At 73.8% G+C, this 19,646-nt stretch carries 13 protein-coding genes; 4 read left to right on the top strand and 9 right to left on the bottom strand.

Annotation, left to right across the window (positions count from 1 at the left end; all coding sequences use genetic code 11):
* Window positions 1–133: 133 nt before the first annotated feature.
* The 6 genes from trxA to ACFT55_RS05165 form a co-directional block, all read right to left on the bottom strand.
* Window positions 134–466 carry a thioredoxin gene (gene trxA / locus ACFT55_RS05190; protein WP_380242240.1) on the bottom strand — a complete coding sequence of 111 codons (333 nt, stop codon included), beginning with the start codon at window positions 464–466 and terminating at the stop codon, window positions 134–136.
* Between the two features lie 34 nt (window positions 467–500).
* On the bottom strand, window positions 501–1,550 hold the full coding sequence (gene trxB / locus ACFT55_RS05185; protein WP_380242238.1) for a thioredoxin-disulfide reductase: 1,050 nt from the start codon (window positions 1,548–1,550) through the stop codon (window positions 501–503).
* Between the two features lie 110 nt (window positions 1,551–1,660).
* On the bottom strand, window positions 1,661–3,568 hold the full coding sequence (locus ACFT55_RS05180; RefSeq protein WP_380242236.1) for a hypothetical protein: 1,908 nt from the start codon (window positions 3,566–3,568) through the stop codon (window positions 1,661–1,663).
* A 148-nt stretch (window positions 3,569–3,716) separates the two neighbouring features.
* Window positions 3,717–5,714: a murein biosynthesis integral membrane protein MurJ gene (gene murJ, locus ACFT55_RS05175; RefSeq protein WP_380242233.1), complete on the bottom strand. Its 1,998-nt coding sequence runs from the start codon at window positions 5,712–5,714 to the stop codon at window positions 3,717–3,719.
* Window positions 5,711–8,077: a DUF6049 family protein gene (locus tag ACFT55_RS05170; RefSeq protein WP_380242231.1), complete on the bottom strand. Its 2,367-nt coding sequence runs from the start codon at window positions 8,075–8,077 to the stop codon at window positions 5,711–5,713. The genes murJ and ACFT55_RS05170 overlap by 4 nt, the downstream gene beginning before the upstream one ends.
* A 10-nt stretch (window positions 8,078–8,087) precedes the next feature.
* Complete coding sequence (locus tag ACFT55_RS05165; RefSeq protein ID WP_380242229.1) at window positions 8,088–8,738, bottom strand: NUDIX hydrolase; 651 nt, start codon at window positions 8,736–8,738, stop codon at window positions 8,088–8,090.
* Between the two features lie 82 nt (window positions 8,739–8,820).
* Between ACFT55_RS05165 and ACFT55_RS05160 the strand changes: the two genes are divergently transcribed.
* Both ACFT55_RS05160 and ACFT55_RS05155 read left to right on the top strand, forming a co-directional pair.
* Complete coding sequence (locus tag ACFT55_RS05160; protein WP_380242227.1) at window positions 8,821–10,308, top strand: CCA tRNA nucleotidyltransferase; 1,488 nt, start codon at window positions 8,821–8,823, stop codon at window positions 10,306–10,308.
* A 97-nt stretch (window positions 10,309–10,405) separates the two neighbouring features.
* Window positions 10,406–11,656 carry an MFS transporter gene (locus tag ACFT55_RS05155; protein ID WP_380242224.1) on the top strand — a complete coding sequence of 417 codons (1,251 nt, stop codon included), beginning with the start codon at window positions 10,406–10,408 and terminating at the stop codon, window positions 11,654–11,656.
* 33 nt (window positions 11,657–11,689) lie between these two features.
* Here ACFT55_RS05155 and ACFT55_RS05150 read toward each other — a convergent pair whose 3' ends face one another.
* The 3 genes from ACFT55_RS05150 to ACFT55_RS05140 form a co-directional block, all read right to left on the bottom strand.
* Window positions 11,690–11,986 carry a WhiB family transcriptional regulator gene (locus tag ACFT55_RS05150; RefSeq protein WP_380242222.1) on the bottom strand — a complete coding sequence of 99 codons (297 nt, stop codon included), beginning with the start codon at window positions 11,984–11,986 and terminating at the stop codon, window positions 11,690–11,692.
* Window positions 11,987–12,337: 351 nt separating this feature from the next.
* A complete protein-coding gene (locus ACFT55_RS05145) occupies window positions 12,338–13,927 on the bottom strand; it encodes an MDR family MFS transporter (RefSeq protein ID WP_380242220.1) in 1,590 nt (529 codons plus the stop codon).
* 299 nt (window positions 13,928–14,226) lie between these two features.
* Window positions 14,227–15,579 carry an MFS transporter gene (locus tag ACFT55_RS05140; protein WP_380242266.1) on the bottom strand — a complete coding sequence of 451 codons (1,353 nt, stop codon included), beginning with the start codon at window positions 15,577–15,579 and terminating at the stop codon, window positions 14,227–14,229.
* Window positions 15,580–15,797: 218 nt separating this feature from the next.
* Here ACFT55_RS05140 and ACFT55_RS05135 point away from each other — a divergent pair, with 218 nt between their 5' ends.
* Together ACFT55_RS05135 and ACFT55_RS05130 are read left to right on the top strand one after the other, a co-directional pair.
* Window positions 15,798–18,281 (top strand): ROK family protein, encoded by a 2,484-nt coding sequence (locus ACFT55_RS05135; protein ID WP_380242218.1) that lies wholly within the window; start codon window positions 15,798–15,800, stop codon window positions 18,279–18,281.
* 28 nt (window positions 18,282–18,309) lie between these two features.
* On the top strand, window positions 18,310–19,611 hold the full coding sequence (locus tag ACFT55_RS05130) for an ABC transporter substrate-binding protein (protein WP_380242216.1): 1,302 nt from the start codon (window positions 18,310–18,312) through the stop codon (window positions 19,609–19,611).
* The last annotated feature ends 35 nt before the right edge of the window (window positions 19,612–19,646 follow it).

Raw genomic sequence — 19,646 nt, 5'->3', positions numbered from 1 at the left:
CACTCCGAGTCACGCTGTCGAACAGCGCGAAGCTCCAGGACCAATCGTGCGAGATGGCGGGTCCACCACAGGCTCCGGACATGCCGACGGCCGGGCCTGTTTCACGTGAAACAGACCCGGCCGTCGAGGAAGGTCAGGCGCTCGGCGCGAGGACCGCGTCGATCTCCTCCTGGAGGGCGCGCTTGGGGCGCGCACCGATGACGGACTTCACGAGCTCGCCGCCGGAGTAGACGTTGAGCGTCGGGATCGACGTGATGCCGTAGGCCATCGTGGTGGCCTGGTTGGCGTCGGTGTCGAGCTTGACGATCTTGATCTTGCCCTCGTACTCGTCCGAGAGCTCTTCGAGGATCGGTGCGACCATGCGGCACGGCCCGCACCAGGTGGCCCAGAAGTCAACGAGGACCGGGACGTCGGACTCGAGCACCTCGGTCTTGAACGTGTCGTCGGTGACGGCGACGGTAGCCATGTGTCGCTCCTTCGATGAGGGGGTGGGAAAGAAGTCAGCCCGCGACGGAGTCGAGAGCCGCGGGAAGTCCGTCCGGGTTGGGGACCGCGGGGGTGCCCGCGAGGTCTGCCTCGCCGTCGGCGTCCGCCACCTCGGTCAGGTAGGACTGCGCGTCGAGCGCGGCAGCGCACCCGGAGCCGGCGGCGGTGATCGCCTGACGGTAGGTGTGGTCGACGGCGTCGCCGCAGGCGAAGACGCCGGGGAGGTTGGTGCGCGTGGAGCGACCCTCGACGAGGATGTAGCCCTCGTCGTCCAGGTCGATCTGACCCTTGACCAGGTCGGTGCGCGGGTCGTGGCCGATGGCGACGAAGAGGCCGGTGGTGTCCAGCTGGCGCTCCTCGCCGGTGACGGTGTCGCGCAGCGTGATGCCCTGGACCTTGTCCTCACCGGAGATCCCGGCGACCTCGCTGTTCCAGGCGAACTCGATCTTCGGGTCGGCCTGGGCACGGTCGGCCATGATCTTCGAGGCCCGCAGCGAGTCGCGGCGGTGCACGATCGTCACCTTGGACGCGAACCGCGTGAGGAACGTGGCCTCCTCCATCGCGGAGTCACCGCCGCCGACGACGGCGATGTGCTGGTCACGGAAGAAGAACCCGTCGCACGTCGCGCACCACGACACCCCACGGCCGGACAGCTGCTTCTCCTCGGGCAGGCCGAGCTCGCGGTACGCGGAGCCCGTCGCGAGGATCACGGCGCGGGCCTTGAAGGTCTCGCCGCCGCCGGTCACGACGGTCTTGACGTCACCGGCCAGCTCGACCTGCTCGGCGTCGTCCCACAGCACGCGCGCCCCGAACTTCTCGGCCTGCTCCCGCATGGCCTCCATGAGGTCCGGGCCCTGGACACCGGCCGGGAACCCCGGGAAGTTCTCCACCTCGGTGGTGTTCATCAGCGCGCCGCCGGCGGTGACCGACCCGGCGATGACGACAGGGGCCAGACCGGCCCGCGCGGCGTACACAGCCGCCGTGTAGCCGGCAGGTCCCGAGCCCACGATGACGATGTCGTGCACGGTGGCCTCACCGGTGGTGTTGGTCGGCTGATCGGTCACGTCTTCTCCTGGTCGTTGCTGGTGTGTCGCGTCCTGGGGCGCCACCGACCACAACACGACGAGGTGGTGCGGTGTTCCCGGGCGACGACTCAGGCCGCCCGGCGAGGGGCCTACGAGAGGACGATCTCGTTGAGCTCCAGGTAGTTCTTGCCGTTGGTCTGCGGGAGCTCCGTGATCCACAGCACGAAGGAGTCCGCGACGGTCTCCTCCGACAGGTCGAGCTTGGTCTCCGAGCTGAACGACCCCTCCGCGAGCACCGGCCCGTCGGTCGGCTTGTCCCGCGACGTCGCACGGACCTCGACGTGCCCGCCCGACGAGTTGGTGTTGAGCGTGATCGAGGTGACCGGTGCCGGCTTCTCGAGCTCGATGACGTACCCGAGCCCGGAACGGAGCCCGGCGAAGTCGGGGGAGTTGAAGTACATCGTGTACCAGAACGTCGACGGGTCACCGTCGTACGCGAGGTCCACGGCCTCCGGGTGCTGCCCGTCGCCCTCCGGGTCGAGCTGGTCACCCGACTTGATGACCGGCCGCGCCTCCGGGGTCTCGGTGGGCTCCTCGGAGGCGTCGTCACTGGGCTGCTCGGCACCGGTGCCGCCGTTCGCGGCCTGCGTCGGCGACGGGCTCTCGGCGACCGTGGCGTCGAACGGCGACATGGCGCGCGACACCGCCCACAGGGCGCCGGCGAGGACGAGCACGACGACCAGCCCGAGCACGATCGGCGTCGGGTTCACGCCGCGCCGCTTGGGTGCGGGCGTCGACGCGAACCCCCCGGTGTCGGTGCGCGGCTCTCCGCCGACGGGAGGGGGCGGGGGCACCGGAGCGTGCGCCGTCTGCGGGGCGGCGCCGTAGGCCTGCGTGGCGTAGTCGGCCGGCGGGGCCCCGTACGCCTGCGTGGGCTGCGCAGGCTGGGGGGCCGGTGCGCCCTGCTGCACCGGGGCCATCGCGGCGGTCTGCTGCGCCGCCGGACCCCCGGCGGGTGTCCCGACCGGCGGGATGGCCTGGGTCGACTGTGCGGCCGCCTGACCGGCCGGAGCGGCGCCACCGACGGCCCCACCGACGGCAGCGGCCCGGGCGATGCGACCGGTGGAGGGCCGGCGGACCGGCGGGGCCGGGGGAGGGGTGCCCGGCAGGCCGGCACCGTTGCCCACGGCGCCGAGGACCGACGAGCGCACCGGCGGCTCGGTGGACGGCTGCACGAACTGCGGCAGGGACGCGACGACCGAGACCTCGCCCCAGGGCGCGAGCGCGGCGACGACGTCGCCCGGGGCGCTCGGGGCGTCGGGCGTGGCTGCGAAGGTCCGGCGGACGAGAGCGTCGAGGTCCGGGTCGACGTGCGGCACGAGGGCGGAGACGGGCACGACGCCGTTCGCGTCGGTCTGCGCGGGCAGCGGGCGCACGGCGTCCGTGGCGATCCACGGCTCCTCGAGGGAGTCGCCCGGCCAGCGGGCGGTGAGGGCGTAGTAGGCGAGGGCGACGAGATCGCGGGCGTCAGCGGCGGCGGCGTCGGCGCCGACCGTGGTCCGTCCGCCGTCGACCCCGGCGAGCGCGGCGTCGATGCCGAGCCCGGTGACGACGACACGGTGCCCGTCCACGCGCACGGCCTCGGGGCGCAGGGCCAGGTGGTGGACGCCGCGCTGGCCTGCGGCCTCGAGCGCGGCCGCGGCCTCGCCCACCACGGCGCGTGCCTGCTGGGCGTCGACCAGGCCGCTGGAGACGACCTCCGTGAGCGACGAGCCGCGGTACGGCTCGGAGATGATGTAACTGCGCTGGCCGGTGCCGAGGTCGGTGCTGCCGACGTCGAGCACGCGCGAGAGCCGCGGGTCGGCGACGAGCGCCGCCCGGCGGGCGGCGTCGAGCGCTGCCGACGCGTACGGGCCGTCGATGAACGTCACCCGGACGGGGCGGTCCAGGATCTGGTCGTGCGCCTCCCACGCCTCAGCTGCGGCGAGGTCGGTGGCTGCGGGCTGCACGAGCCGATAGCGATCGACCATGACTGTCCCGGGATGGGGGGTGCTCACCTGGACTCCTCGGTGGGGGTGCGGGGGGAGAGTGTCCTCCGGTCCATCGGACCATCGTACGGGCGGGCTGGTGGCCGCGAGGCGGTGACCGGCGGGCGCGCCCGCAGGGCCCTCACGGAACCCGCCCGAGCCGGGCACGCGGGCGCGGTCATCGCTTGATCCGGCGGAGGACGGGGGCCAGCGCGTCGTCGAGCTCGCGCACGCGAAGGACCTTCAGGGACAGGACGTAGCCGAGCACCATGACGACGCCGGCGACGGCGGTCACGAGCACCGAGTGCCCCCAGGACGTGACGACGTAGCCGTCCATCAGCCGCACGGTGAGCCAGCCGAGCAGCGCCGCGACGGCTGCGCCGACCGTCGCCCGGACGTACAGCCGCATGACGTTGCGCCCGTCGATGCCGTGCAGCTTGCGCCGCATGCCGCGCACGCGCAGCAGCAGCGAGATCCACGTCGACACGGCGTACGCGCCACCGGCCGCGACCGCCCACCACGTGACGGGGAGCAGGCTGATCGCGGCCCACAGCACGGCCACCATCGACACGGTCGCGATCACCTGGATGACGAAGATCGACCGGCCGTCCTCGAACGCGAAGTACATGCGCCGGACCATGACCGTGGCTCCGAGGGCGACGATGCCGAGCGCCATCGCCTGGATGATCGGGGCGATCGCCGCGACCCCGCTCGGCCCCGCCGTGGGGAGCAGGGCCTCGGTCAGCGGCACGGCCAGGACGGCGAGCGCGGCGGCCGAGAAGACGGAGAAGATGCCTGCCGAGCGCATCCCCAGGGACATGTCGTGACGCACGCCGGCGAGGTCGCCGGCGTGGACGGCCGCCGTCATGCGGGGGAACAGGACCGTGATGATCGAGACGACGACGAGCGAGTGCGGCAGCAGGTAGATCGTCATGGCCTGGGTGTAGGCGGCGTTCCCCGCGACGGCGTCGTCGTTCCCGGCAGCGGCCCACAGGACGTTCGACAGGTAGAGCACGCCCAGCTGTTCGAGGACGACGGCGCCGATGGTCCACCCGACCACGGTGCCGGCGGACCGGAGCCCGATCCCTCGAAACCCCCAGCGGAAGCGCCAACCGAAGCCCGACCGACGCAGCGCGATGACGAGGACGAGGGACTGCGCGGCGATGCCCAGTGTCGCCGTGCCTGCCAGCAGGGTGGTCTGGGCGGACGACCAGGTCGAGAGGTCGTTGATGCCGCGCTCCGGCGCGGTGCCCCAGGTCAGGAGGAACGCCCCGAAGCCGAGCAGCGACACCACGTTGTTGGCGACGGGTGCCAGTCCGTAGGCGCCGAACTTGCCCTGGGCGTTGAGCACCTGGCCGAGGAGCATGTAGAGGCCGTAGAAGAAGACCTGGGGGATGCACCAGTAGGCGAAGACCACGGCGAGGTGTCGCGCGTCGGGGTCGACGTGCCCGCGCAGGGTGAAGAGCGTGACGATGATCGGCGCGGCGACGACCAGCACGGCCGTGAGCAGCAGGAGCCCGAGGCCCGAGATCGAGATCAGCTTGTCGAGCCGCTCCCGGGCGTTCTTGGCGTTCATCGCGCGCAGGATCTGCGGGATGAGCACGGCCTGCAGCACACCCGCGGAGATCAGCGCGAACAGCATGTTCGGGAGCTTGTTCGCGATGTCGAACGCGTTCGCCACCGTGCCCACGGCGCCGACGCAGGCCACGAGCAGCACCGACCGGATGAGCCCGGACGCCCGCGACGCGACCGTGCCCGCCGTCATGACGATCGAGCCGCGGCCGAGGCTCGTGCGGCGCACGGCGTCCGCGGCGCCGGGCTGGTCGGCGGACGGCGCGCTCGTGCCGGCGCCGTCGGCCTCGGGCCCGCCGGCGACCGGCTCGGCGATGCCCGGCTCGACCATGCCGGCCTCGAGGGTGCCGGCTGCCGCAGCCTCGTCCGCGCGGCCCTCGTCCGCGCGCCCCTCGGCCCCGGCCGCCGCGCCGGGCGACGCGGCGGGTGTCGGTCCCTGCCCGGTCGTGTGGTGCCCGGTCGTGTCGTGCCTCGCGGGGGCGCCACGACGGGGCGGGGGCGGGAAGGCCGGCGGATAGCTCGGCGGCATGACGGGGTCGACGGGGGCCCCGTCGCGAGGTCGCTCGGGCCGGCCGTCGTCAGGGAAGGCGGGCGAGTCGGTCATGAGGGGTCTTTCTCCGTGGCCTGGGCGGGGGGAGCGGCGTCGGTCTCGGCCGGGACGGCCGGGTCGGGACCCTGCGGGTCCACGGCCTCGGTGACGCCCTCGGCGGTGGTGCGCGCAGAGGACCGGCCGCGACGCACGGTACGCCAGATGCCGCCGACGAAGAGCAGCGCGATCGCGGCAGCGACGACGGCGGTCCCCGCAGTCTCCCACCCGGCGCGGACGCGCACGGAGAAGCTCGTGGGACCGGCGACGACGGCGCCGTCGGGCGAGAGCACCTCGACCTGGAGCTCGACGTCGCCGGAGCCGATGGCACGGACGGGGACGTGCACGTTGGTCGAGGTGCCGGCGGGGACCACGACGGTGGGACGGGACTCGACGATGAGCCGGGAGACGTCGGGCCGCAGGACGACGGTCACGGTCGCGTCGACGGGCAGCTCGTTCGTCACCTTCACGGGCAGCTTGCCGGTGTCGCTGACGAGGGTGACGTCGGACCGGTCGGCGACGCCGATGCCCTGCTGGAGCGCGTCGGCGCGCTCGACGGCGACGTCGACGGCGCGGTCGCGGGCGGCGGGGGCGTTCCGCGCGGCGACGGCCAGCGGGGCGAGGAGCGCCTGGTCGAGGTCGCCGGTGAGGTCCACGGGGTCGGTGGCGACGGTCGCGAACGAGGAGAGCGAGCGGTGCGTGTCCAGGATCCGGTCCACGGACTGCGGCGCCAGCTCGGCGCCGGCCGTGGCGCTGCGCGCCGGGTCGTCGCGCGGGACGCGGGACGCGGGCGCGGCGACGGTCGCAGAGAGGGGGACGACGTCGGCCCAGGCCGACTCCTCGAGGGAGTCGAGCACGCGGCCCACGAGCGCGTCGTCGGGCGACCAGTTCCGCGGGAGCGTCGCCAGCACGTGGAGGTCGCCGGTCCCGGCGTCCTGCTGCTGGAGGGCGAGCAGGGCCGTGTCGGCGAGCAGGCGCTGGGCGGCCTCCGCGGCCGACGGCGCGGCTGCGGTGTCCGTGAGCGACGCGAACGCGGTCGACAGCCCCGAGTCCGCGACGAGGGCGGACACCTTGCCCGACGGGGTGTCGACGGCGGCGCGCGCCGAGGCGGGCACGTCGCCGGTGGGGGCGAGCCCGGATCCGACGACGACCTGGTCGACCTGGGCGGCCCGACCCGTCGCGAGCGTGGCGGCATCGGTCCGGCCCTCGGGCCACGCGACGGAGAGGGACCACCCGGAGGGCCGCTGCCACGTGCTGCCGAGGGCGGCCTCGCCGCTCGTCGCGGCGGCGACGTCGGCGCGCGACGGGTCGGCGTGCGCGACGGCGGCGAGGTCGGGGTCGAACCCGGGCAGGACCGCGACGTCGGCGGCGTCGCCCGCCGCCGCGGAGGTCGTCCCTGTGGTCGTCCCTGTGGTCGACGCTGCTGTCGTGGCCGCGGTGGTGGCGTCGACGGCGCCGCCCTCGGCAGCCTCCTCACCGCCGTCGCCGGTCCCCCCGTCGCCGTTGTCGTCCTCGGCCGCGGGGTCGGCGGTGCGTCCGGTGAGGCGGGTCGCCCAGGCCTGCACGTCCGGGTCGTCGGAGGACTCTGCCGCGGCGGCCAGCGCCGGGTCGACCGCGAGGGACAGGCCGGGGGAGGTGCCGGTGACCGCGGCGGCGTCGAGCACGCGCTCCAGCCGGCCGCCCGACCGGGTGAGGTCCGCGAGCTGCGCCGCGTACGCGTCCGGGTCCTGCGGGTCGGCGGCAGGGCCGGTGACGGGCGCCGCGACGCTCAGCGAGACCGGGTCGGGCACACCGCCCGGGGGCGCGTAGAGGAGGAAGGTGTGCACCACGTCAACCGCGCTGCCGTCCTGCACCAGGGCGACGGACATCTCACGCGGCCCCCACGGGGCGTCGGAGCCGAGGCCGAGGGCGTCGACGTCGAGCTCCAGGCTCACCTGGACCGACTCCCCGGGCGCGAGGCGGTCGACCGGCCGGGACGGGAGCTGCTGGACGGCGGTGCGGCCGCTCCTGTCGTCCGCCCACGCGGCGAGCTCGGACCGGGACGTGATCGGGCGCCAGGACACGCCGAGGTCCACGACCGCGCCGTCGAGCGCCGTGGCCGTGCCGTTCGTGACGCGGGCCGTCACGACGACCGTGCCGCCGGGCCGCGCGAGCGTCGGGCTGCTCCCCACCACCTCGACCGTCGCGGCACCGCGGCTCGTCGCGGCGCCCACCGAGGTGGCGGCGGACGGTGCGCTCGCCGCGGCGCCCGCAGGAAGCACGATCTGCCACCCGCTCAGGAGCACGCCGGCGAGCAGGACGAGGACGGCGAGCACGCGGGCCGGGTGGGCGGGCGGAGGCACGGGTGCGGCGACGGCACCCGGACGACGGGAGATGGTCACGCGGGGGGCCTCACTCGACGGGTCCCGGGACGGAGCGGGCGACGAGATCGGGGGTGCGCCGCAGCACCTGCTGCGCGGCGACGGCCAGCCGCTGCTCGTTCGGGTACGAGAGCCGGTCGGGAAGCTGGTCGACCGGGATCCACAGGGCGTCCTCCGCCTCGCCGTCAGGGTCGCCGTCGGCGGTGATGGTGCCGCCCTCGGCGCGCAGGAGGAAGTGGTGCACCACCTTGTGCACCCGGTGGTCCTCACCGCTGAACCAGTAGTCGATGACGCCGAGCCGGGCGCGCACCGTGCCGAGGATGCCCGTCTCCTCGCGGATCTCTCGGACCGCCGCCTGCTCCGGCGTCTCCTCGCCCTCCAGGTGCCCCTTCGGCAGGCACCACTCGAGCCGGCCGCCACGGTTGCGCCGCACGATGACGGCGGCCTGCGGGCCGCCCGGGGCCAGCCGGACGACCAGACCGCCCGCGGACGTCTCCTCGTTCACGGGGAGGTGCGTGGTGGTGCCCGACGGCGCCACGCCGACGACGGCGGGCGTCGTCGCGCCGCGCGGCCCGGCGAGCCGGGCGGGGTCGACCTTGAGAGGGTGCCCTCCCGGCGGCACGGGGACCGGCACGGCCGGGCGCCCGCGCCGGGGGGCGGGAACCGGGGCCGGGGTTGACATGCGCCCACCCTACCGAGTGACGGCCGCCCGCCGGCCCAGCCTCCGGGGCGCAGACAGCCAGGATCTGGGAGGATGGGACGCCGTGTCGACCCCCGAGCCCCAGGCCCCTGCCGCGCTGCTGCGCCGAGCCCTCACCGTGCTGACCGAGATGGCCCCCGCCGCCGTCGAGCTGGGCGAGGTGTTCCGCACCGCAGGGCACGAGCTCGCACTGGTCGGAGGGCCCGTCCGTGACGCCTTCCTGGGCCGCGCCAGCCACGACCTCGACTTCGCGACGTCCGCGAGCCCCGACGAGACACAGGCCCTGCTCGCCCGCTGGGGCGACGCCCACTGGGACATCGGCAAGGAGTTCGGCACCATCGGTGCGCGACGGTTCGCACGCACCGGCGGGCCCGGCACCGCCTCGGGCGACGTCGTCGTCGAGGTCACGACCTACCGCAGCGACGAGTACGACCCCGCCTCCCGCAAGCCCGTGGTGGCGTTCGGGGACACCCTCGAGGGCGACCTGTCGCGCCGCGACCTCACCGTCAACGCGATGGCCGTCCGGCTGCCCGACCTGACGTTCGTCGACCCCTTCTCCGGCCTCACCGACCTGGCCCGCGGCGTGCTGCGCACCCCCATCGCGCCCGAACGGTCCTTCGACGACGACCCGCTGCGCATGATGCGCGCCGCCCGGTTCGCCGCCCAGCTCGGCTTCGACGTCGAGCCGGCCACCCGGCAGGCCATCGTCGACATGGCGGGCCGCATCGAGATCGTCTCGGCGGAGCGGGTCCAGGCCGAGATCACGAAGCTGCTGCTCAGCGACCGGCCGCGCGCCGGCCTCGAGGTGCTGGTCGACACCGGCCTGGCCGACCACGTGCTGCCCGAGCTGCCCGCGCTGCGCCTGGAGATCGACGAGCACCACCGGCACAAGGACGTCTACCAGCACTCCCTCACCGTGCTGGAGCAGGCGATCGCCCAGGAGACCGGGCCCGACGGCCCCGTCCCCGCCCCCGACCTCGTGCTGCGCCTGGCCTCCCTGCTGCACGACGTCGGCAAGCCCGCCACCCGCCGCTTCGAGCCGGGCGGCGGGGTGAGCTTCCACCACCACGAGGTGGTCGGCGCCAAGCTCGTGGCGAAGCGGCTGCGTGCCCTGAAGTACGAGAAGCAGGTGGTCAAGGACGTGGCGCGCCTCGTCGAGCTGCACCTGCGCTTCCACGGCTACGGCGAAGGGCAGTGGACGGACTCGGCGGTGCGGCGCTACGTCACCGACGCCGGACCGCTCCTGGAGCGTCTGCACCGGCTCACCCGCGCCGACTCCACCACCCGCAACAAGCGCAAGGCGCAGCGGCTCGCCGACTCCTACACCGGCCTCGAGCAGCGGATCGCCGCCCTGCGCGAGCAGGAGGAGATCGACGCGATCCGCCCGGACCTCGACGGCTCGCAGATCATGGCGGTCCTCGACGTCCCGCCCGGGCCCGTCGTCGGGCAGGCCTACAAGCACCTCCTCGCGCTGCGGATGGAGCACGGCCCGCTCGGCGACGAGCGCGCCGAGCAGGAGCTCCGCGCCTGGTGGGCCGCCCGCCAGTCCTGACCCGACCCTTGCCGCCGGCCGCCGCCGCGGGTCTATCCTCGTCGCTGGCGCACGGGCCCGACGACGAGCCCGCCAGCGCGACGAGCGGAGGCGGGACATGAGCGGTCTGCCGGGCGCAGGCGCCACGACGGACGATCACCCGTACCGGCGGGCGCGGCTCGTCGTCGCGGCCTTCTACCTGGTGCAGGGCATGTGCTTCGCCGGCCTGCTCGCGCAGGTGCCGACGCTGCAGCACCAGCTGGGGATCTCGGACGGCACGCTCACGCTCATCCTGCTGCTGGTGCCCGTCGTGGCCGGTGTCGGGAGCGTCCTCGCGGGCGCGCTGGCCCCGCGCGTGGGCAGCGCCCGCCTGCTGCGGGTCTGCGGTCCGCTCGTGGCGCTCGCGGTGCTGGGCGCGGGCCTGGTTCCCACGGTCGGGGCGCTGTACCCGACGGTCGCGGCGGTGGGCCTGCTGCTGGGCCTGGTCGACGCCAGCATGAACATGCAGGGTGTCGAGGTGGAGCAGCGGTACGGCAGGAGCCTGCTGAACTCCTTCCACGGCGCGTGGAGCGTGGGCGGCATCCTCGGCTCGCTCGCGGCGGTGCTGGCGCACTCCGCGGGCTGGTCGCTGGCCGGCGGGCTCGGCCTCGTCGCGGGCGTCGGCGTGACGGTCGACCTCGTGGCGACGGCGCTGTCGCGGCCCGAGCGGCCTGTCGTGCCCACGGTCGCGCACCCGGGCAGCGGGGCGGGAGGGGAGCCGGCGGCGCCGACGCCGCAGCCGGTCCGCCCGCCGTGGGGGCCGCTGGTGCTCGTCGGTCTGGCGGTCACCATCGTGTACGTCGCGGACTCGGCGACGTCGAACTGGTCCACCAAGTACATCCAGGACGCTCTCGGTGCGGCGGCGAACGTCGCGCCGCTCGGCCTCGCCGCGTACCTGGGGTGCCAGCTCGTGGGCCGGCTCGCCGCGGACCGGCAGGTCAACCGGTTCGGGCCGGTGGTGCCCGTCGCCGTCGGCGGGCTCGTCGGGGTGGCCGGCCTCAGCGCGGTGACGCTCGCCCCGGGGCCCTGGCTCGCCGTGGTCGGCTTCGGCCTGACCGGGCTGGGGCTGAGCGTCGTCGTGCCGCTGTCGTTCTCCGTGGCGGGCCGCCTCGACCCGGACGGCACCGGCATCGCCGTGGCACGCGTCAACCTCTTCAACTACGTGGGCTTCGTCGTCGGGGCGGGCCTCATCGGCGGGGTGGCCGAGGTGCTGAGCCTGCGGCTGGCCTTCGCCGTCCCTGCCCTGCTGGCGCTGGGCGTGGTCGTCCTCGCCCCGGCCTTCCGCGTCGCCGCCCGGGACCCTGCGGCCGCGCGGTCCGTCGTCGCCTGACCAGGGGGCCGACGTCCGAGGACCTGCACCTGCCTACCGGTTCCAGCGGGGGCCACGCCGACGTCGTCTCCCGGAGTGGTCGAGGCGCGCCCGCTCGTCGGGGTCGAGCCCGGCGTACACGCCTTCGCGGTAGTACTTGCTGGTCCCCGCCTCGAGCGCCATGACCTCACGAAAGCACTCGTCGAGCACCGGGCACCCGTCGCACAACGACTTCGCCAGGGCGTAGGCGTCGGGCCGGCCCGGCTCCGCCGGGAACCACGGGTCCGTGCGGTCGATGTCCCACCCTGCGCACGTGGCGTGCTCCCGCCATGCCCGCTGTCCAACGCTCACCCGCGTGCTCCCACCCCCTGTGCCGTCGTGCGGTCCGCCGACCGGCGACGAGGCGACGTGGGCGACGCGCACCGGTGGCTGCCGTGGAGGCCAGGCCCTGTCAGGGCCAGGGGGGCGTCCCCGGAGCCCGACCCCCACGGCTCGGCCGCTCCACATCGCGGCCGGCGCCCTTCGTGACCAGGGCGCCCCCTGATGGTCGCGGACGCCAGGCGGGAAAACCCCCGCCGTGCGGATCCTGCAAGGACCTTGCGCGAGGGCGTGACAGCGCGTAGTGGACGCCTCGAGGCACCGGAGGTCCGCCCGAGGCGCCCGAGGTCGTCACCGGGCGTCCTCGGGCGTCCTCAGGCGTCGTCAGTGTGCCGGGGGTGCCCCGGCCTCGCCGTGCGGGTCCGCCGGGACCCGACGCAGCATGAACGAGAGCCCGACCGCGACGAGCATGATCGCCGTGCCCCACACGAACGCGTCCCCGACACCCTCGGAGAGCGCGACCTGGGGGGACGCGCCGTCCGCGGCCAGCGCGACGGAGCGCGTGGTCATCACGGCCACGAACATCGCCGTCCCGGCTGCGCCCGCGAGCTGCTGCACGGTGCCGATCGCCGCCGACCCGTGCGAGTACAGGCGCGGGGTGAGCGACGACAGCGCGGACGTGAACAGCGGGGTGAACATGAACGCGAGGCCCAGGCTCAGGGTCACGTGCAGCGCGAGCACGTACCAGGGGGACGAGTCGGCGTGCACCTGCGTGAAGAGGCCGAGCGCGACCGACACCACGATCAGGCCGGGCGTCACCAGCGGGCGCGGGCCCACCCTGTCGTAGAGGCGGCCGACCGTCGGGCCGAGGAGGCCCATCAGCAGACCACCGGGCAGGACGACGAGGCCGGTCGCGAGCGGCTCGAGGCCCATGCCCTGCTGCAGGAACAGCGGCAGCAGGATGAGGGAGCCGAACATGGCGAGCATCCCGACGGCCATGATCCCGAGTCCGAGGCTGAACCCCCGGAAGCGGAAGACCCGCAGGTCGAGCAGGGCGCGGTCCTCGCGGGCGAGGAGCAGCTGCCGCCACACGAACAGGCCGAGCACGACGACACCGGCGGCGAGCGGGATCCAGGGCGCGACCGGGGGCGTGTGGCGTGCAGCCTCGCCGATGCTCGACAGCCCGTAGACGAGGCCGCCGAACGCGATCGCCGCGAGGAACAGCGACAGCGGGTCGAGCCGCGAGTGCGTACGGTCGGCGACGTCCCGGATGTACAAGAAGCCCATGACCAGCGCGACCAGGGCGATCGGCAGCACGACGCCGAAGACCCAGCGCCAGCTCAGGAGGTCGAGGATGACGCCCGAGATCGCCGGGCCGAGGGCGGGCGCCGCCGCCATGACGATGGAGATGTTGCCCATCACCTTGCCGCGGATCGCCGGCGGCACGACCGTCATGATCGTCGTCATCAGCAGCGGCATCATGATCGCCGTGCCCGAGGCCTGCACGATGCGACCGCCCAGCAGCCAGCCGAAGCCCGGGGACAGTGCGGCGATCAGCGTGCCCGCGCTGAACAGCGACATCGCGAGCAGGTAGGCGCCGCGGGTGCCGAGGCGCTGCAGGAGGAACCCCGTGGCCGGGATGATCACCGACATCGTGAGCATGAAGGCGGTCGTGAGCCATTGCCCCGTGCTGGCGGTGATGCCGAGGTCGGTCATCAGGGGCGCGAGGGCCACGCTCATCGTCGTCTCGTTGAGGATGACGACGAACGCGGAGCCGAGCAGCAGCGCGATGACGACGAACTGCTGCCGCGTCAGGCGCTGGGGCACCGCCGCGTCGATGACGATGCCGCCGGGCGGCAACGACGTGGCGTCCTTGGCGCCGGCGGGGGAGGGGGCGGCCTCCGCGGTGCTCGGGGCAGAGGGGGTGCTCGTGTCGGAGGGAACGGTGGTGTCTGTCGGTCGGGGGGCTGGCACGCTGTGCTCCGCTCGCGTCGGCGCCGGGGGACCCGGCGGAGGGCAGGGGACGGCCGGCGCCGGTCGAGCGCGCGGACGTCGTCGTGGTGGGTCGTGCTCGGTCGTGCGTCGGTCCTGGTCCGGGGGACGGACGGTCACCCTCGGTGCGGTCGGCGGAGGGCGAGACCGTACTGTGTACGACCACGAACCATCCTGCGATATTCCCGCACCCGTGACGACTTCTTATTCGGACCGAACTCGTCGGTGCCGCGCGGACGGATCGATGCGTGAGGGCGCCGGTGCCGGTGCTGGAGCCAGGGTCAGGCGCGGGCGGATGCGCCCTCGGCGCCACCTGAGCCCGCTGCGCCGCCGGTGCGGCCCAGCCCGGCCGGCACGTCCGACGGCGTGCGGGCCCCGCGCGTGGCCATGAGCAGCGCGGCGACGACGTACGCGACCGCGAGGCCCACGAAGACGCCGCGCGACCAGCCCGTGTCGGGGAGGGTGAACGCGGCCAGCGCGGCGGCCCCGACGAACGCCGCGTTGTACAGGACGTCGTAGAAGGCGAAGGCCCGGCCGCGGAACTCGTCCTCGGCGTCGCGCTGCACGATCGTGTCCACGGCGATCTTGGTGCCCTGCGCCGCGAGGCCGAGCAGGGCGGCGCCCGTGTAGACGACGGCACGCTCGGGCGAGGTGACGAGGAGCAGCTGGCTGGCCGCAGCGAGCAGCAGCATGATCGCGATCCAGCCCTGTGGTCCGGTGCGGCGCGAGAGGGTGGGCGTCAGGAACATCGCGACGGCGCCGCCCGCGCCCGTGAGGCCGACGACGACCGCGAAGGTGCCCATGCCGGCGTTCTGGTCGCCCGGGTCCAGCAGGTTGCGGGAGATGAGGATCGACGCGATGAAGACGACGCCGTACAAGAAGCGGTGCACCGCCATGGCGAGCAGTGCCTGCCCCGGGGTGCGACGCGCGACGAGGTAGCGGGCGCCGTCGGCGAGGCCGTGCGCGACCTTCGCGATCTCGCTGCGCAGGTCCGCCTCCGCGGGCGCCTCCGGGCCGAGCTGCGTACGGCCGAGCCGTGTCGCCAGCAGCGAGGCGACGGCGAACACCAGGGCCGCGCAGACCAGCGCGGACGAGTCCTTCACCCGGCCGGGCTCGAAGGTCAGCCCGAGGACGTAGCCGATGCCCCCGCCGACGAAGGCAGCCCCCGCGCCGAGCGTCGGCGACAACGAGTTCGCCGTGAGCAGCAGCGGGCCGTCGACCACGCGAGGCAGGCCGGCCGAGAGCCCGGCGAGCAGGAAGCGGTTCACCGACAGGGCTGCCAGACCGATCGCGTAGATGCCCCAGCCGACGCCGCCGGCGAGCATCAGGCCCGCCATGCCCAGCGTGAGCACGACCCGCACCGCGTTGCCCCACACCAGCACCTGTCGGCGCTGCCACCGGTCCAGGAGCACCCCGGCGAACGGCCCGACGATGGTGAACGGCGCGAGCATGACGGCGAACGCGCCGGCGATGGCGGCGGCCGTGCCCTGCGACTCGGGGGAGAAGAACAGCAGCGAGGCCAGGCCGACCTGGAACATCCCGTCACCGGCCTGCGAGACCAGGCGGACCGTGAAGAGCTTCCGGAAGCCGTCCAGCCGCAGCAGCGCGCGCAGCTCGTGCCAGGTCTCGCTCATCGCTCCCACGCCCCTCAGCGTAGGTGCTCGTCCCGGTGATCCTCACGGGGGCGGTCCCCCGGGCCCATCACGCCGGTCCGGCGCGAAGTTCTGAAGCAGGGCTCCAGAAAAAGATTCCTGAGCCGTCCCTTGTGCCCGATGACTTATGAAGGTACGTTTCGGAAATCCAGCCGCGGATGTGACCCAGGACACCCCGGCGCAGGCACCGAGGAGGGCACGTGGTCCGCACCGGCGGGGACCGGCACGTCACGGACGCGCGACGGCGCAACACGCTCAGCTGCATCGAGGTGCTGCGCGGCAGCCCGGCGTCCACGCTGACGGCGTTGGCGAAGGACACCGGTCTCTCCCGCCCCACCGTGGAGTCGATCGTCTCCGAGCTCGTCGAACGGGGCCTCGCCCGCGAGGTGGCGGGCGTGGAGGAGGGGACCCTCGGCCGCCCGGCGCGGCACTACGCGTTCGCCGCGGACGCGCGCTACGTCGTCGGGCTCGACCTCGGCGTCCACTCGGTGACCGGCATGGTGGCGGATCTCGCGGGCAACGTCCGCGCCGTGGTGCGGCGCACCACGGAGGAGCCGGTCGACGGCGTGGCCCGGCTCGAGATCGCGCGCGCCGTGCAGCGCGAGCTCCTCGACGAGGTCGACGCCCCGAGGTCCAGGCTCGCCGCCGTCGCCGCGGCGGTGCCCGGCATCGTCGACGGGGAGCGCGTCCGCCTCTCGCTCCCGATCGCCGACTGGACCGGGGTGAACCTCGCTGCCCGCCTCTCCACCGGCGGCGACCACCCGGTCGTGATCGAGAACGACATCAACATGGCGGCGCTCGCCGAGCACGCGCTCGGGGCTGCTCGCCTCGCCGACGACGTCGTCCTGGTCCAGCTCGGTTACCGGGTCGGCGCCGCGCTGGTGCTGGGCGGGCAGGTCTACCGCGGGAACCGCTTCGCCGCGGGCGAGGTCGGCGACTTCTCCTGGACCGGCTGGGACGGCTGGTGCGAAGGAAGTCTGCTCGGGGAGATCGAGCAGGCGGGTGGTGCGGAGGCCGTCGCGCTGCGCGCACGCCAGGGGGACCGGGTCGCCCTCGGTCTGATCGAGCAGTACGTACGACGTGTGGCGCCCGGCGTCGCCACCCTCGCCATGGTCGTCGACCCCGAGTGCGTCGTCCTGGGAGGAGGGCTCTCCCGCGCGGGAGAGCTGCTCCGCGCGCCCCTCCAGGCGGAGGTCGAGCGGCTGGTCCACCCCCGCGCCGCGGCACCTCTGGTGACCTCGGCCTTCGCGTCGGACGGCGCGGCGCTGGGCGCGCTGGTGCGGGCGCTGGAGATCGGCTCGGAGGCCGTGTTCGGGAGCGCCGAGATCGCCGCGCCCTCCCTGCGCGCCGCAGACCCGGCCGCCTCGCTCGCGGACGCGCTCGCCGTCGCCGCCCGGTCGGGGGCAAGTGTTGTGGCCCCGGTCGAGGTGGCGGACGACACCGCGCCGCGCGAGGAGGCGCCTGCTCCTCTCGTGGTCCGCGAGCCCTTGCGCGTCGCGGTCGTCGGGGTGGGTGCCCGCGCCCGGATGGCGCAGTGGGTCGGACGCACGGGGGTGCCCGCGCGCATCGTCGCCACCGTCGACGTCGACCCGGCGGGCCGGGACCGGGCGGGCGAGCTGTTCGGCCCCGGGCCGACGTTCGCGACCGACCTGGACGCGCTCCTGCGCCCCGACGACGGGCGCGTGCCGGACGCCGCCTTCGTCTGCACGCCCGACGACACCCACGCGGACATCGGCGAGCAGCTGCTGCGGGCCGGCGTCGCCGTGTACCTCGAGAAGCCGCTGGCCACGACCGTCGAGGACTGCGACCGCGTGCTCGCCGCCGCCGCGCAGACCGGCACCCCGCTCTACGTCGGGCACAACATGCGGCACATGGCCGTGGTCCGCACCATGCGCGAGATCATCGCGCGCGGCGAGATCGGTGACGTCCAGGCGGTCTGGTGCCGGCACTTCGTCGGCAACGGCGGCGACTACTACTTCAAGGACTGGCACGCCGACCGCTCGCGCAGCACAGGGCTGCTGCTCCAGAAGGCCGTGCACGACATCGACGTCATCCACTGGCTCGCCGGGTCCACGACCCGCGACGTCGTGGGCATGGGCGACCTGCAGGTGTACGGCCGTGTCACCGACCGCGCGGACCGGACGGGGCAGCTCATGACCGACTGGTTCTCGTACGACAACTGGCCGCCGCTGGAGCAGAAGGGCCTGCACCCCGTCGTCGACGTCGAGGACACGTCGATGATGCTGATGCGGCTCGGGAACGGCGTCCTCGCCAGCTACGAGCAGTGCCACTTCACCCCGGACTACTGGCGCAACTACACCGTGATCGGCACCCGCGGCAGGCTCGAGAACTTCGGCGACGGCGATGGCGGCTCGGTGCGGGTGTGGAACCGGCGCACCGCGTACGCCGCTGCGGGCGACGTCGAGTACCCGATCGCCGCGGGCGGTCAGGGTCACCAGGACGCGGACCGGCTCACCGTGGACGAGTTCCTGCGGTTCGTGGCCGACGGCACGCCGATCACCACCTCGCCGGTGATGGCACGCGACGCGGTCGCGGCCGGCGTCGCCGCCACTCTCTCGCTCCGGGCCGGTTCGGCGCCGCAGCGTGTCCACCCCGTGGCCCCCGAGGTCGCGGCCCACTTCGACGACGTCGTCGAGCCCGAGGCGCGGACGCCCGGGACCTGAAGCACCACCCCATCGGAGGAGCACCCTGATGAAGCACCTCATCCGCAGCGCGGCCTTCCTGGGCGTCGCTGCCGTCGCACTGACGCTCACCGCATGCTCGGGCGGCGACGACGCCGCCGAGGGCGACGCGGCCGTCGCGGCGACCGACGCCCAGGCCGAGATCACCTATGCGATCTGGGACGAGAACCAGAAGCCCGCGATCGACCAGAACATCAAGGACTTCAACAAGACCTACCCGAACATCAAGGTCACGGTCGACCTGACCCCCTACCAGCAGTACTTCACCAAGCTGCAGACGCAGGGCGAGTCCCGGACGCTGCCGGACGTGTTCTGGATGAACGGTCCGAACGTGCAGCTGTACGCCGCGAACGACCTGCTCGAGCCGATCACGGGTCTCACGGACAGCGGCGAGATCGACCCCTCGAAGTACCCGGACGCGCTGAACCAGCTCTACACGTTCGACGGCACGCAGTACGGCGTCCCCAAGGACTTCGACACCGTCGCGCTCTGGTACAACAAGGCACTCTTCAAGCAGGCCGGGGTCGACCTGCCGACCGACGACTGGACCTGGGACGAGTTCAAGGCCGCGGCCGGCGAGATCTCCGACAAGCTGTCCGACAAGGGCGTGTACGGGGTGGTGACCGAGCTCAACGGCGGCGGGCAGAGCAGCTACTACGACTCGATCCTGCAGGCCGGTGGCCACGTCATCTCGGACGACGGCACGACGTCGGGCTACGACGACCCTGCGTCGATCGAGGGGCTCCAGCTGTGGGCCGACCTCATCGCCGACGGCGCGTCGCCGAACGTCCAGCAGCTCTCGGACACCAAGCCGAACGTGTGGTTCAACTCCGGCAAGGCCGCCATGTTCTGGTCCGGCAACTGGTCCGTCGGGGAGATGAAGGACTCGCCGAACAAGGACGACTTCGGGATCGTGCGCCTGCCGAAGGGTCCCGAGCAGCGCGCCACCGTGATCCACGGCCTGGCGAACGTCGTCGCCGCGGACAGCGAGCACCAGGAGGCGGCCAACGCCTTCCTCGCCTACCTCGGGTCCGAGGAGGCGCAGCGCACGCAGGCGGAGATGGGCGTGGCGAACCCGGCGTACACCGGGACGCAGCAGGCGTTCGTCGACTCCGTGCCCAGCTTCGGGATCCAGGTCTTCCTGGACTCCGCCGACGAGATGTCCTTCCCGTACCCGATCTCGCAGAACACGGCGGCCTGGAACGCGCTCGAGAACGAGCTGCTGCCCCAGGCGTTCTCCGGCGAGCGGCCTGTCGAGGAGGTCGCCAAGGAGCTGGCCGACTCCATGAACGAGGAGCTCGCGAAGGAATGACGTCCGTCGACCACACCTCCCGGGCGGGCGACGGC

It is taken from the genome of Isoptericola sp. NPDC057191, assembly GCF_042670225.1.
Lineage (GTDB): Bacteria > Actinomycetota > Actinomycetes > Actinomycetales > Cellulomonadaceae > Isoptericola.
Note: the sequence above shows the minus strand (reverse complement) of the source record. Positions and strands in the feature narration are given on the sequence as shown.

Bases quoted from the DNA above. Each gene is read 5' to 3' on its own strand.
- trxA (WP_380242240.1), bottom strand. From the start codon at position 466: ATGGCTACCGTCGCCGTCACCGACGACACGTTCAAGACCGAGGTGCTC.
- murJ (WP_380242233.1), bottom strand. From the start codon at position 5,714: ATGACCGACTCGCCCGCCTTCCCTGACGACGGCCGGCCCGAGCGACCT.
- ACFT55_RS05165 (WP_380242229.1), bottom strand. From the start codon at position 8,738: ATGTCAACCCCGGCCCCGGTTCCCGCCCCCCGGCGCGGGCGCCCGGCC.
- ACFT55_RS05155 (WP_380242224.1), top strand. From the start codon at position 10,406: ATGAGCGGTCTGCCGGGCGCAGGCGCCACGACGGACGATCACCCGTAC.
- ACFT55_RS05140 (WP_380242266.1), bottom strand. From the start codon at position 15,579: ATGAGCGAGACCTGGCACGAGCTGCGCGCGCTGCTGCGGCTGGACGGC.
- ACFT55_RS05130 (WP_380242216.1), top strand. From the start codon at position 18,310: ATGAAGCACCTCATCCGCAGCGCGGCCTTCCTGGGCGTCGCTGCCGTC.